The organism is Flavobacterium sp. HNIBRBA15423 (assembly GCF_052655965.1).
Genome location: NZ_CP199751.1, coordinates 439,282 through 454,657 on the forward strand (window position 1 = coordinate 439,282; position 15,376 = coordinate 454,657).

8 protein-coding genes and 1 pseudogene are annotated in these 15,376 nt (G+C 29.2%); 8 read left to right on the forward strand and 1 reads right to left on the reverse strand.

The window, feature by feature from the left end:
- Positions 1 to 24: 24 nt before the first annotated feature.
- On the forward strand, positions 25 to 765 hold the full coding sequence (locus ACULEV_RS01870) for a porin family protein (protein WP_445456991.1): 741 nt from the start codon (positions 25 to 27) through the stop codon (positions 763 to 765).
- Between the two features lie 89 nt (positions 766 to 854).
- Here the strand turns inward: ACULEV_RS01870 and ACULEV_RS01875 are convergent, their stop codons facing one another.
- Positions 855 to 1,229, reverse strand: a complete 375-nt coding sequence (locus ACULEV_RS01875) for a group III truncated hemoglobin (RefSeq protein ID WP_445456992.1) — start codon at positions 1,227 to 1,229, stop codon at positions 855 to 857.
- Positions 1,230 to 1,780: 551 nt separating this feature from the next.
- Here ACULEV_RS01875 and ACULEV_RS01880 point away from each other — a divergent pair.
- The 7 genes and pseudogenes from ACULEV_RS01880 to ACULEV_RS01910 form a co-directional block, all read left to right on the forward strand.
- A pseudogene (locus tag ACULEV_RS01880) lies at positions 1,781 to 1,885 on the forward strand (hypothetical protein); the annotation flags it as partial.
- A gap of 20 nt (positions 1,886 to 1,905) precedes the next feature.
- Entirely contained in the window at positions 1,906 to 4,188 is a 2,283-nt protein-coding gene (gene bglX / locus ACULEV_RS01885) for a beta-glucosidase BglX (protein WP_445456993.1), read from the forward strand.
- 270 nt (positions 4,189 to 4,458) lie between these two features.
- Entirely contained in the window at positions 4,459 to 4,800 is a 342-nt protein-coding gene (locus tag ACULEV_RS01890; RefSeq protein ID WP_445456994.1) for an aldose epimerase family protein, read from the forward strand.
- Between the two features lie 91 nt (positions 4,801 to 4,891).
- Positions 4,892 to 9,046 carry a hybrid sensor histidine kinase/response regulator transcription factor gene (locus ACULEV_RS01895; protein ID WP_445456995.1) on the forward strand — a complete coding sequence of 1,385 codons (4,155 nt, stop codon included), beginning with the start codon at positions 4,892 to 4,894 and terminating at the stop codon, positions 9,044 to 9,046.
- A gap of 403 nt (positions 9,047 to 9,449) precedes the next feature.
- A complete protein-coding gene (locus ACULEV_RS01900; protein ID WP_445456996.1) occupies positions 9,450 to 12,554 on the forward strand; it encodes a SusC/RagA family TonB-linked outer membrane protein in 3,105 nt (1,034 codons plus the stop codon).
- A gap of 69 nt (positions 12,555 to 12,623) precedes the next feature.
- Positions 12,624 to 14,147: a RagB/SusD family nutrient uptake outer membrane protein gene (locus tag ACULEV_RS01905; RefSeq protein WP_445456997.1), complete on the forward strand. Its 1,524-nt coding sequence runs from the start codon at positions 12,624 to 12,626 to the stop codon at positions 14,145 to 14,147.
- A 10-nt stretch (positions 14,148 to 14,157) separates the two neighbouring features.
- Positions 14,158 to 15,270, forward strand: coding sequence for an IPT/TIG domain-containing protein (locus ACULEV_RS01910; RefSeq protein WP_445456998.1), 1,113 nt, complete (start codon positions 14,158 to 14,160; stop codon positions 15,268 to 15,270).
- Positions 15,271 to 15,376: the final 106 nt, after the last annotated feature.

Sequence of the window (15,376 nt, forward strand, 5' to 3'; positions counted from 1 at the left end):
ATATGAAATTTTAAAAATAATCAAATGAAAAAAATTATCACAATTTTATGTTTTGTAACAACACTTGCAAACGGACAAGAATTTAAATTTGGAGCTAAAGCAGGCCTTAATTTAGTTACTATTGCTAATAAAGATAGAGATATTAAAATGGGAGCTGGCTTTTTAGTAGGAGGATTAGTTACTATTCCACTTAATGAAAAATGGAATCTTCAACCAGAACTTTATTTTGGACAAGGAAAATCGGAAAACACAAATAGCGTTAGTATAGATGATGTAAATTTTTCTTCTACACAAGAAGTGAAAATTTCAAACCTTAGTTTGCCAGTTTTATTTCAGTATATAGTGTATAAAAATTTAAGTGTACAAGTTGGACCTCAGTTAGATTATTTTTTATCTGCAAATTCATATCAAACAACGGTGATTACAGATCCTACAGAACAAGTTAGTTATTATTCAGATACAGCTATGGATGCTTCAACAACCACATTTGTATCTGGTAATAATCAAGAGACAGTTGCACATGATTATGAATTAAATGACTTAAACTTAAGTGGAACTATAGGTCTTCAATATTTATTTAACAAAGGATTTTTTGTTGACGCTCGTTATAATATTGGGTTAACCTCTTTTTCTAAAAATGCAGATGCTAATAATGCTGTATACAACGCAAATGGAGTAAGTGTTCCTGAAGTTTTAAAAACAAGTGTTAAAAATGTAGAATTAAAAGCATCAGCTATTCAGTTGAGTATTGGGTATTATTTTTAGATAAAAACGAATTAGTTAATAACAATAAAAATAATAAGCAATTGGTTTTATTTTTCTAGTGGAAGACTGTCATCATTAGGCAGTCTTTTTTATTGCGAAAATTTTATTTGCATTACTGTAGCCATACTTAGCGCTTGCGTTTTCATTTGTTCGGCATGTTTTCCTTTAAAATACTCATCAATAGTAGTGTTTAAATGGTTTAACCAAATTTGAAAATGCTCTTTAGTAAAAGCAGATTTTTCATTTACTTCTTTGTGAATTTGAAACATGTTATTAAAATAACCACCCTTTAAAAACAAAGATTGTTCCCAAAAGGTTGCCAATGTTTCAAAATGTTCTTCCAAATGTTGATTCACAGAAGTCACTTTCGTAAAGAAAAAATTAATAGCATCATCTGCTAAAAGCTTATCATAAAACTTTCTCATGATTAATAAAATATCTTCTCTTGTTTCTATGTCTTTCATTTTTTTAAATTAAATTAAAAATAATCAATTGTTTTTTAAATAGTTTACTTCTAAAATAGAAATCAAATTTAGTGTTAATAAATAGTATTAAAGTGTTTAGTTAACTCTATACAACATTTGTTTTAGATAATGCTTCAAATGTGCTATTCAAAATCCTCTCTATAAAAGTATTTTTACAACAATATAATTTTGTAATATCTTAATATTAAGTGTTTAAAATTATATAAATAAAAAAATACTATCAAAAAAATAGCAATATACTATATTGGATATGATATTGGGAGTTCATTAGAAGGTATTGCTTTTTCATTTGTATATGGTATGGAAATTTTAATGATAACAGATTATATTAAAGAAAAGAAAAATAAATCTAGAATTAAATTGATTTGAGGAACAGCCAATTGTTTTTCTAATTCAAGATATATGAATGGCGCTTCTACATTGCTGTTGCAATGTAATGGATAGTAAATTACTTAGTGTCGTTAACTTTTCCAATAATGGATGATAATTTTTTTTAACAGAGAAATTAATACTAGGTTACTTATGGGTTATATGGTTCTATGAATTTGATAAGAATCTTTTTTGTACTAAAATTAGTACCCAAAACAAAAGAGAAAACTTTAGAAGAAATAGAAAATTTATGGAATATAAAATAAATGATTTCACACTATAAAAAATGAGAAAACAAAATAGAATATTTACGATACTATTATTTAGTTCAATGTTTATGGCTAATGCACAAACTAAAAAACATTTGGATAAAAAACTGCCAATAGAAGAACGAATAACTCTTTTGATGAAAGAAATGACCTTAGAAGAGAAAGTAGGTCAAATGAATCAATATAACGGAACTTGGGATTTTACTGGTCCAAAACCAGAATCAGGTTCTGAAGAGGAAAAATATAATCATTTGAAGCGAGGTTGGGTTGGGTCTATGTTAACAATAAGAGGAGTCAAGGAAGTAAGAGCTGTTCAAAAAATTGCTGTAGAGGAAACTAGGTTAGGAATTCCATTACTATTTGGTTTTGATGTTATTCATGGATATAAAACATTAAGTCCAATTCCATTAGCGGAAGCTGCAAGTTGGGATTTAGAAGCTATTAAAAAATCAGCGAGTGTAGCAGCAGACGAAGCTTCAGCATCAGGATTAAATTGGACTTTCGGACCCAACGTAGATATTTCTAATGATGCTCGATGGGGAAGAGTTATGGAAGGTGCTGGAGAAGATCCTTATTTGGGAAGCCTAATAGCTGAAGCAAGGGTAAAAGGATTTCAAGGTGAAAAATTAGAAGCAAATAATACGATTGCATCCTGTGCAAAACATTTTGCAGCTTATGGTTTTGTTGAAGCAGGCAGAGAATATAATAGTGTTGATATTAGTACTTCAAAATTATACAATACTGTTTTGCCTCCTTTTAAAGCGGCTGTCGATGCGGGTGTTCGTACTTTTATGAATTCATTTAATACCTTAAATGGTGTGCCAGCAACTGGAAATAGTTTTCTACAAAGAGAGGTTTTAAAAGGAGATTGGAAATTTAGTGGTTTTGTGGTCTCTGACTGGGCATCTATAAGAGAAATGATAGCTCATGGATATGCTATTGATGGAGCAGATGCTTCTGCTAAAGCAGTTCAGGCAGGTTCTGATATGGATATGGAATCTCATTTGTATGTAACAGAATTAGTTAAGTTAGTGAAAAACGGAACAGTAAATGAGAGTTTGGTAGATGATGCAGTGCGAAGAATACTACGAGTGAAATTTGAACTTGGTTTGTTTGATGATCCTTATAGATATTGTGATGAAAATCGTGAAAAAGCAACTATTGGTAATAAATCAAATAACGAGGCTGTATTGGATATGGCAAAAAAATCCATTGTTTTATTGAAAAATGAAAGAAATTTACTTCCATTGAAAAAAACAGGAGTTAAAATTGCTCTTATTGGGGCATTAGCTAGTGATAAAAACAGTCCTTTAGGGAGTTGGAGAATTGCAGCAGATGATGATACAGCAATTTCGGTATTAGAAGGAATGCAAAAATATAAAGGTAATAAACTTGTTTATGAGAAAGGAACCGATGTTTCTAAAGAAAAACAGTTATTTGTACAAGAAGTGAAAATAAATTACACTGATTTTTCTGAATTTGAAGCTGCTAAAAAAGCTGCTAAGGAAGCAGAAATTGTGGTAATGGTATTAGGTGAAATTGGTTTTCAAAGTGGTGAAGGAAGAAGTAGAACTGAATTAGGTTTACCTGGAAACCAACAGCAACTATTAGAGGAAATTTATAAGGTAAACTCTAATATTGTTTTAGTCTTAAATAATGGGCGTCCACTTTCAATTCCTTGGGCTGCTGAAAACGTTCCAGCAATTGTGGAAGCTTGGCAACTAGGTACTCAAACTGGAAATGCAGTGGCTGAAGTTTTGTATGGAGATTATAATCCAAGTGGGAAATTGCCAATGTCTTTTCCTAGAAATGTAGGGCAATGTCCTATTTATTATAACTTATATAATACGGGAAGACCAACAGATAAAGATGATAATGTGTTTTGGTCACATTATAACGATGTTGAAAAAACACCTTTGTATCCATTTGGATATGGGTTGAGTTATACTACTTTTCAATATAAAAATTTAAAAATAAATAATTTAACGCCTAAAAAAGGAGAAACAATATTATTATCTGTTGAGGTAACCAATACAGGTGATTTTGATGGTAAAGAAGTAGTGCAATTGTATGTTAATGATCCAGTAGCGAGTATTGTAAGGCCTGTAAAAGAATTAAAAGGGTTTGAATTAGTATTCTTGAAAAAAGGAGAAACAAAAATAATTCAATTTGAATTAACCGATAAAGAGTTAGGTTTTTATGATAATAATGGAAAGTTTAACGTTGAATCAGGTCTTTTTAATATTATGGTTGGAGGTAGTTCCGTAGAAGGATTAGTAGATAGATTTGAATTGAAATAATTGTTTATGAGTATCAATAAACTTCGGGTAATCACCATTAATAACAAAAAACGGAACTATGTGTTATCCATTTTGGAGCAACAATAATCAATTTGTTAGTTTCAGATAGAATGGTGATAAAGTAGATGTAATTGTTGAACTTGAACATCCTGAGGAGTATATAAAAAACATATTCAAAAAATAAACAGTATTAGAAGGTATGCAAGAAGAATTTCTAAAATAAGTTTCAAAATTAAAGATAAAAAAGATAAAATTCCACATAAAAATGGAGTGAATCTTCATGGAGGAAATGGATTTGATCAAAAATATTGGATAATAGAGAAGGTAACAGAAAATTCAGTTTTGTCGTCATGTAAAACAACTTTATATGCTCAAGAAAGCGGAATAGAATTAAAAATATTCAGCAATCAACCAATATTAGTAGTTTATACTCCTAAACAATTTCCTAATATGTCTTTTAAATCAAATTTTTCTCAAATAATCTATTCTGCAATTTGTTTTGAAGCTCAAAATTATCCTGACGCACCTAATGATTCTCATTTTTCAAATGCTATTTTAATGCTCAATAAGATTTATTTAAATACTAGAGTTTTTAAATTTAATACAATATAAATATAGGTCTTAATTTTTTTTGAATATTACATATATTTTAACAATATATTTTACTTTTGAAATCAAATTAAGATAAATGGTAATTTTATAAATGTCTAAAAAAGAAATCAAATATTTAGTAATCTTCTTGTTAACGTTGGTAAATTTATTATTTTCTCAAAATAAATTTGAAAATTATCAATTTAGAAGTATAAAGGAAGCAACTTCAAAAAGAGCTATATCAACAATCATAAAAGATCAGTATGGCTTTATTTGGATTGGAACTAATGGTGCTGGTTTATTTAAATATGATGGTTTTAATTATATAGGCTATGAATATGATGCTAAAAATGAAGGTTCAATAAATAGTAATTTAATTTATAGTATGCATGTTGATACTCATAATAATTTATGGGTAGGAACGGATGAAGGTCTTTGTAAATATAACAGAGATTTAGATAGTTTTGTCAAAATTAATATTGAAGAAGTTATCGCTAAAGGGTATAATGAACCAATAACTGTTAAAAGCATAATTGAAGACAATAATGGCAATTTAATTCTGGGAACTTTTGGATACGGTATTTTAAAAGTGAACCTTAAAACACTTCAAACAACTCAAATTAGAAATGGTTTATTAGCAAAAAATGATTCTCAAATAAACTACCTAGCTAAAAAGAAAAATGGGACTATTTATATTGCTTCAAATTATGGCTTATTAAGTTTAGATGCAAATGATAAAGTAGTTCAGGTTTATAAAGATAAATTCAAAAAAAAGCCCATTTATGAAACTATTGAAACTTTAGTTGTTGACAAACAAGGGTATCTTTGGTTAGGTTCTACTTCAGATGGGTTAATAAAAATGAAACCTGACAATGATAATTATCAATTTGAAGTTTTTCCAATAACTACAAATAAAATATTATCAATTATTGAAAGTAATCTCAATTTTATTATTTGTGGTACTGAAAATCATGGATTAATTATTGTAAATTATAATGGTGAAGTTCAACAAAAGTATTTGCATAGTAAATACAATAATAACAGCTTAAAATCAAATTCTGTTTGGTCATTGTACGAAGATGAAGAGGATAGAATTTGGTTAGGATATTACAATAAAGGATTTGGTGTGTTTGATAAGCCAAATGCTAAGTTTAAGGCAGTAGAGTCTATTTTAAACAATGAAAATTCCTTACAAACGAGTTCAGTAACTTCTGTAGTAAAAGATAAATCTGGGAAATTATTAATCAGTAGCGAAGGAGGTGGAATAGATATCTTCAATCCTGTCGATAAAACTTTTATCCAAGTTAATAAAAAAAATCAAAATTACTATTCAGGTTTAGATGCAAATGACGTACAAACTATTTTTATTGATAGTAAGCAAAATATTTGGGTGGGAAGTTGGAATCAAGGGGTGTATTTTTTAAAAAATGGGACGAATGCTTTTGTAAATTATAACGTAAGTAATACACCTACACTTAAATCAAATCGTATTTTTTGTTTTACTGAGGATTCTAAAGGAAGGATTTGGATAGGGACTTTTATTAAAGGATTGCATTATTATGATCCCATTCAAAATCAATTTTTTCATTGCGAGTCTAAATCTTTTGTGGAAAGTGAATTGGATTTATCCTATATAAGAAAACTTTTGGTTGATTCTGATGATGTGTTATGGGTAGGAACTATCTTAGGATTATATGAAGTAAGTTTAAAACAAGAATCTGAATTTCAAGTTAAATCCATGAAAAATTTAATGATGAAAGATTTAAAAAAACACAATAGCATTCATACAATCTTGTCATTATATGAATCAAATGACAAAACAATTTGGGTAGGAACAGATGGAGCAGGATTATTTAGCTATAATAAAAAAAACAATACATTTTCAAACTATACTGATTTTCCAGGTCTAAAGGAAAAATCGGTAAGAGCAATCATAGCAGATGATCACGATTATTTATGGATTAGTGGAGGTTCAGGAATTACTAAATTAGATATTAAAAATAAAACAAGTATAAATTTTACAGTTGAAGATGGTCTCTTATCAAATGAGTTTAGTAATAACGCTGTGTTTAAAGGGAATAATGGTGAATTGTATTTTGGTAATTATGAAGGGATGAATTATTTTGACCCAAATCAAGTTACTAAAGCAGAAAAAGAACCTCTTTTGTATTTTAGTGATTTTAAATTGTTTAATAAATCGGTAACTCCAAATGAGGATGAATCTCCGTTAACTAAAGTTATTACTGAAACGAATCATGTTACACTAAAACATTCACAATCAGTTTTTACAATTGAATATGCGGGAATAGATTATAATAATTCTAGAAAAAATGAATATGCATATTATTTAGAAGGTTTTGAAGAAAATTGGAATTATGTAGGGAATAATAGATCAGCTACCTATACTAATTTGGAACCTGGAGAATATACATTTAAATTAAAATCAGGAAATAGAGCAGGTTCTTGGAATGAAAAACCATTAGAATTAAAGATTACAGTTTTGCCTCCATGGTGGAAAACTTCTTATGCGTATGTGGTTTATTTTATTCTTACAGGATTATTTTCTTTTTATATCGTTAGATTTTATCAAAACCGATTCAAAGCAAAGCAGGCTATTATTTTAGAGCGTGAAAAAACAATTCAAATTGAAAAATTAAACAATAAAAAATTACAGTTCTTTACGAATATTTCTCATGAATTTAGAACACCTCTTACTTTGATTATCAATCCTTTAGAAGATATATTAAAAAACAAACGCCAAGAATTGTCTAGTACAGTTTACAATAAATTGAAAACGATTCATAAAAGTTCTGATCGACTTTCTAGATTGATTAACGAGTTAATGGATTTTAATAAACTAAAATTTAATACAATTTCCCTGCAAGTAAGTAAATTTGAAGTTATAGGTTTTGTAAAAGAAATTATTAGTTATTTTGATGAAGAAGCTTTGGTTAGAAACATAACCGTTTCATTTGAATGCTCAGAAGAAACTTTAGAAGATTGGTTGGATCCAAAAATGTTTGAAAAAATTATTTTCAATATTATTTCAAATGCTTTTAAATTCACACCAGATGGAGGTACTATTATAGTAACTATAAAGAAACAAGAACTCACCCAAGATACGTTTTTGCTAAATGCGGAAACTCAAAAAGTATCCACTTATTCTATCGCTATTGAAGATACTGGTTCAGGTTTAGATAATAAAGATTTAAAAAGAATTTTTGATCGTTTTTATCAAGTTAATAATTTGAATAAAGCCTATTATGGTAGTACAGGAATTGGTTTAGAAGTGGTGAAAGAATTTGTAGAGTTGCACAAAGGGAAGATTGATGTTGAAAGTATGTTAGGAGTTGGAACTAAGTTTACAGTAACTTTTCCAATAGGAAAAGAGTATTTTGAAGAAAATCAAATTTGTAAAGAACCTTTTGAAAAGAGAAGTTTAAAAAGAAAATTCCAAACAGAATCTTTTGAAGAAATCAATAATGTTGAGATTGATGAAGTCGAAATTAAAAAAGAACATACTATTTTGATTGTTGAAGATAATTCAGAATTAAGAAATTATTTAAAGAGCGAATTAAAAAAGCAATACAAGATTATCGTTGCAGAGAATGGTAAAAAAGGATATGAATTGGCTGTTTCTAAGCTGCCAGATTTAATAATTACAGATGTTATTATGCCTGTAATGAATGGATTGGATTTCTGTAAAAAAGTTAAAACCAATATAAAAACAAGTCATATACCTTTATTAATGCTTTCTGCTAAAGCTATGGTAAAAGACCGTTTAGAAGGAATTGATTCAGGAGCTGATATCTACTTAAGTAAGCCATTTGATATGGATATTTTAAAATCAAGTTTAGCTCAGCTTATTACTAGTAGACAAATTATTTTTAATAAGTTATATACTGGAATTACAAAACAAGGTAAAGAAAAAACGACAACATTAGACTTAGAATTCATTCAAAAAATTTTAAATCTAATCAATGAAAATATAAGCGAATCTCAATTAAATGTGGAACTACTTTCTTCAAAAGTTTTTTTAAGTAGAAGTCAGTTGTATCGAAAAATAAAAACACTAACAGGAGTTTCCGTCAATGAGTTTATCAGAAATGTTCGTTTAGAAAAAGCTAAATATCTAATTGAACAAGGTGATAATAATATAAATGAAATTAGTTATAAAGTTGGTTTTACTTCTCCTTCATATTTTACTAAATGTTACAAAGTAAAATACGGTCACCTTCCTACACAAGAGAAAAACTTTAGAGATTAAGAATACTTGTTTAAAGTTAATTAAAAATGATACTATCAATTATTTATCTTAAAAAATAAAGACCAGTTCTTTTTTTAATAAAACTAGATTTTTTCAATTATTTATAGTTATAAAAAAAAATTAAGTTAATTTTTATGAATACTTTATTTTTTGTTTCGATAAATAACTATATCCACAATCCTAATACTCCATTTTGAAGCTTTTTTGCATCAAATTTACTATAAAACGCATCATTTGTTCTATCAATTTTGTTGCATTCAGAGTAATTTAGTTAAGAAATATTTAACAAAAATCATTGTCAATTATGCTTTATAAAAAGGAGTGTTACATAACAATGTTTTTTTAAATATTTTATTAATTAAAATTACAATTAACTAAAAACTAAATCTAAACAATCCTTTTTATGAAGAAAAAATTAATAAAAAAATTACTGTTTCTATTTTTGTTTCTATCGGGAAATTTTTTCTTTGCACAAACAGTGAAAGGTAAAGTAACATCAGGAGGTTTTTCTTTACCAGGTGTAAGTGTAGTAGTGGACGGTACTAATAATGGAACAAATACCGATTTTGACGGTTTATTCTCATTAAGTAATGTTCCTGCTGGTGCTACGCTTACTTTCAGTTATGTAGGTTTTAAAACCATTCAAGTACCTGCAAAAATAGGTTCTACAATGGAAGTAGCTATGTTTGAAGATGCACAAGCACTAGAAGAAGTTGTCGTAATCGGTTATGGTACTACAAAAAGAAAAGACATTACTGGTGCCATTTCATCTATCAAAGCTTCAGAAATACAAGATAAACCATTTACCTCTATTGATCAAGCTTTGATTGGGAAAGCGGCTGGTGTAAATGTAACTCAAAATTCAGGAACACCTGGAGGAGGAATTTCTGTTCAAATTAGAGGTATAACATCAATAAATGGAAATGAACCATTATATGTAATAGATGGAACTCCAGTATTTGCAGATAGAAATAATGATTCTTTTTCATTCAGTGCGTTAGGTGGAGGAAGCGGACAGACTAAAAACTCAGCCTTGGCTAGTTTAAATATATCAGATATTGAATCTATAGATATTTTGAAAGATGCTTCAGCAACAGCAATTTATGGAGCAAATGGAGCAAATGGAGTGGTTTTAATTACTACTAAAAAAGGAAAAAAAGGAAAATCAATTATAGCTTATGAAACTTATATTGGTACTCAAGAAGCTACTAATTTTGTTGATGTTCTAAATTTACCAGAATATGCGGTATATCAAACTAAAGTATATCAATTATCAGGAGAACCTATACCATTTCAATACCAAAGACCTGATTTATTAGGTAATGGTACTAATTGGCAAGATGAACTTTTTAGAACTGCAACTATCTATAATCATCAATTGTCTTTTTCTGGAGAAAAAGAAGGAACTAACTATTATACTTCGTTAAATTATTTTGATCAAGAAGGAATTGTATTAAACTCTGATTTTAATAGATTATCATTACGATTGAATGTAGATAGTAATGTAAAATCATGGTTGAAAATAGGAAATAACATGTCGCTAAGCAAGTCTTCACAAAGAGTGGTAAGAAACGATGACAGAGGAGGTTTAGTAATGAATACTTTAAGACAATCACCAGAATTACCAGTTCGATTCCCTGATGGTTCTTTTGCTGGACCTACTGGCAACGTAGGTACCTCTGCAAATGAAGCTTCAAATCCAATTGCTTTAGCAGAACTTAATAATGCAACAACTCAGAGATATAAAATAAATGGTAATCTTTTTGCAGATATTAATTTGTTGAAAGGCTTAGTTTTTAGATCAGAATTAGGGTATGATTTGAATTTTGCAAAAAGTAAATCATTTGCACCTAAATATACTTTAGGTAATGTTTCAGAACTTTTAAATAAATCATTTAAACAACAAGATCAAAGTTTTTATTGGAATATTAAAAATTATTTTACCTATAGTAAAACTGTAAATGAAGATCATAATTTTACACTTTTATTTGGTCAAGAAGCTCAGGAAAGTAGATATGAATACTTAAGTGGTTACAGGTCAGGAGAATTTTTGAGCAATGATTTTGATAATTTAGACATTGGTGATATTGATACTGCAATTAATGGAAATGGATCAGGTAGATGGTCAATGACCTCTTATATTTCAAGATTAAATTACAGTTTTTCTGATAAATATTCTTTTTCTGCTTCATTAAGAGCTGATGCCTCTTCTAATTTTGGTCCTAATAATAAATGGGGGTATTTCCCATCTGTTTCTGGAGGTTGGACAATGAGTAATGAACCCTTTTTTGAACCATTAAAAGAAACTATAAATTATTTAAAATATAGAGTTGGATATGGTTCTGTAGGAAATCAAAATATTCCAGCAAATAGATATGAAACTATATTGTCTTTAATTTCATCACCGTTTGGAGGGACATCTCCAACTATTGATAATTTAGGGAATCCAGACATAAAATGGGAATCTCTCAAATCGTTTAATGCAGGTTTTGAAATGGGATTATTTAATGATGCTATAAAAATTGACTTTGATTTTTATATTAAAAACTCTTCTGATTTCTTAACCAAACAAATAAATGACGAGTCTAATCAAAGTGCACTTAATTTTTACTTAAATACTGGTAAAATTGAGACAAAAGGGATAGACGTATCATTAAATACTATTAATATTTCCAATGAAAATTTTAAGTGGGATACTACAGTAATTTTTTCTAAATACACGAACCAGTTAACAAGTTTTCAGGGTGAAGGAAAATCTTTATTAGGAAAAGTTCAATTTGATTTATATACAATCACTAGAACTACTGAAGGTGAACCTGTAGGACAATTTTATGGTTATGTAACAGATGGGTTATTTAGAAATGATGCAGAATTAGCTGTTGGTCCTATTCAAGAATCTGGAACTGCTGTTGGAGATATTAGATTTAAAGATATAAATGGTGATGGTAAAATTGACACTAAAGATCAAGCTCCTATAGGAAGCGCTATTCCAGATTTTACCTATTCGATATCTAATAATTTTAAATACAAAAATTTTAATTTATCTATTGTGCTTCAAGGAAGTCAAGGAAACGAAATTTATAATTTCACACGTCATTATACTGATGGAATATATCCTGGTTTTGGAGATCGATTTGGAAATGTGAGTACTGAAGTATTAAATGCATTTGAAGTGGGTGTAAATGAAAATACTAATGTTCCTAGAATTACTTTAACAGATCCAAATGGAAATGGTAGAGTTTCTGATAGATTTGTTGAAGATGGTTCTTATCTAAGAATTCAAAATATTTCACTAGGGTATGATTTACCTACTCAAATATTTGGTAAATCAATTTTTTCGAAAGCTAGACTTTATGTCAATGTTCAAAACTTATACACATTTACAAAATATTCAGGATTTGATCCAGCGTTAGGAAATTTTGATCAAAATGTAACTTTAAATGGTATTGATTTAGGGAGATATCCTGTCCCACGAACAACATCATTAGGGCTAAATTTAGAATTTTAGAATTAGTAATAAAAAGCACAATTTTAAAGAATGTAAAGCTATGATATTCAAATATTTAAATTATATGTTATGAAAATTTTTATAAAACCTTTATCGATAGTAATGTTGATAACATTAGTGTCTTTATTATCTTGCTCAGATGAATTTCTAGATGCTCCATCTGAAAATCAATTAACACCTGCTGATTTACCTGAAGGTGTTACCCCTTTCGATGGAATTGCAGAAAGTATGTATTTCAAGCCTTGGTTTGCTTTTAATGATAAATTTTTAATTGCCGTGGGAGATATGTATGCAGGAAATGCCTTTACTTTTGATGGTGCCTTTCAGCAATTTAAAGAAGCTCAGGTAACCTCACAAAATCCTATATTAACAGAAGGATATGTTTCCTTATTCTCAGTAATAGATCAAGCCAATAATCTTATGAGTTTGGTTGAAGAGAGAAAGGATGAATTGCCTGAGGCATCATATAAAAACTCAATAGCTATTTCGAGATTTATGAGAGCCAATGCTTATTTCTATTTAGTTAGAACTTTTGGAGCTGTACCTATTGTCGCTAATGCGGGTTCGGCTTCGCAACCTAAAAGAAATATTATTGAAGATGTGTACACATTTATTAAATTGGATTTGCAATATGCAATTGAAAATTTACCTGAAACGTCTGTAAAGAGAGGATATGTGAATCAAACAGTTGCTAAAGGTATTTTAGCTAAAGTCCATTTAACTTTAAATGAATATGCAGAATGTGCAAGTCTAATTGAGGAAGTCATGGGTGGACAATATTCTCTAATTCAAGATTATGGGAAAATGTTTAGTAGCCCAGAGGATAATAATAGTTCTGAGAGTTTGTTCGCTTTACAATGGAAAGCTATTGCTACACAATGGGGAACACAAAACACCAATCAAGCCTATATCGTTCCTGCAGGATCAGGAATAACAGGTGGTGGTGATGGATGGGGTGTTTATCTACCGTCAATATCTTTGCAAAATGGTTTTGAAAATGGGGATTTAAGAAAGAAGCATACTATTATGACTGATGGTGACTTCTATCCTGAATTATTAAGCTCTAGCGGTGGATTTACATATGAAAAAATCTATTCAGCAACTGCTGCTAATTTTAGAAAGTACATTGTAGGTTCAGCAGCAGAAAGAAACGATGTTTTTTTTATGAGAACTTCTCAAAATACAATTATTCTTAGATATTCAGATATTTTGCTAATGTATGCAGAAGCAAAGTTAGCAGGAGGAAATTCTACTACAGATGGAGCGGCATTAAATGCTTATAATGAAGTTAGAATAAGAGCTGGTTTGCCAATTAAAACTATTTTAACTAGAGATGATTTATTCAAAGAAAGAAGAATTGAATTCGCTCTTGAAGGGCAATATTTCTTTGACTTAAAACGTAGAGGTTTAAGTGAAGCTATAGCAATTATTTCACAACAAGAAGTTGGTTTTTATTCCGATGATGAAAGAACAATTTTAGTATCTACAATGATTACTCCAGGTAGTAATTATTTTGAATTACCATTGCCACAGTCAGCAATTGATACTAATCCTTCATTAACAGAACCACCTGTTCCTTATAACTTTAACTAATAATATTATTATGAATAAAATTAAATATATATTCTTGTCTTTTTTGATCTTGACCTCTTTTATGGCATGTCAAAATGATGATGATGTAGTTGTACAAGTAGATGCAATGGTTTCAGAACCAGGAGATTTATTAAATGAAGCTTTTCCTTTTAGTAAAATAAGAGTAGAAGGTCAAGGACTTTCAGATCTAGAACAAATAGTGTTGGATAATAGAATTAATGTAAGTTTTAACCCAACTTATAATTCAGATAAGTCTTTTATTTTTACCGTTCCTTTTGATATAACTCAAGGAAGTAGATTTGGGGTGCAACCTATCACTTTTATTACTAGAAATGGTTCAGTAACTAAAGATTTTGAAATTTTACGTCCGCTCCCAATTGTTAGTGGATTTAATCCAGAAACCCCTTTAGTCGGACAGCCAGCAACTATAAATGGAGATTGGTTTTATGATGTGACTAGCGTGACTTTTGATGGTAATCAAATTAATTATACGGTAAATTCAGCGACTAAAATAACAATTACTGTTCCAGCCACAGCAACTACCGGTGCTGATTTAGTTGTTACTACTCCAAGTGGATCTGCTACACGATTTATGGATGTAAGTTTAGGATTTACCATAGTGAATGTTTCTGATTTTGATGGAGGCGGAGAAAGAACTAGTTGGAGTTCTTATGGTGATATAGCTACTTTTAATGCTAATACTATGGGAGGACCTACAGGTAATTATGCAACACTAACTTGGTCAGGAGCAAATACAAATGGCTATAATGGCACAAGTGGAGGTGGAGGTGCAAATTTCTTAAGTGCTACTAGTACTGATGGAGAAAAAGGATACATCGATTTAGATATAAGCGCTAATGATATTGGTGCTCATGTAGCCATTCAACTTAATACTATTGGTGGTGTTAATTATGGATATAACTTTATAGTAACAGATACCAATTGGACTAATTATTCTTTATTACTTTCTGATTTTAGTGATGATTATGGATATGGTTCCAATACAAACGGTGATCCAGATCCTTCACAAATCAATGAAATTAAAATTGGAGTGGTTCAAAATAATACACCAAATCCAACGGTATTGAACTTTGACAACATTAAAATAAAATATATGGAGTAGAAATGTTAGAGTTAGTTTTAATTTTAGAAAAAAGTTGTTATAAAATAACAACTTTTTTCTAAAATTATATAGTTCCTACTATAAAATAAATACTTATAAGCACTAA

Coding starts and splice junctions, on each gene's coding strand:
- ACULEV_RS01870 (WP_445456991.1), top strand. CDS start 25: ATGAAAAAAATTATCACAATTTTATGTTTTGTAACAACACTTGCAAAC.
- ACULEV_RS01875 (WP_445456992.1), bottom strand. CDS start 1,229: ATGAAAGACATAGAAACAAGAGAAGATATTTTATTAATCATGAGAAAG.
- bglX (WP_445456993.1), top strand. CDS start 1,906: ATGAGAAAACAAAATAGAATATTTACGATACTATTATTTAGTTCAATG.
- ACULEV_RS01895 (WP_445456995.1), top strand. CDS start 4,892: ATGTCTAAAAAAGAAATCAAATATTTAGTAATCTTCTTGTTAACGTTG.
- ACULEV_RS01900 (WP_445456996.1), top strand. CDS start 9,450: ATGAAGAAAAAATTAATAAAAAAATTACTGTTTCTATTTTTGTTTCTA.
- ACULEV_RS01905 (WP_445456997.1), top strand. CDS start 12,624: ATGAAAATTTTTATAAAACCTTTATCGATAGTAATGTTGATAACATTA.
- ACULEV_RS01910 (WP_445456998.1), top strand. CDS start 14,158: ATGAATAAAATTAAATATATATTCTTGTCTTTTTTGATCTTGACCTCT.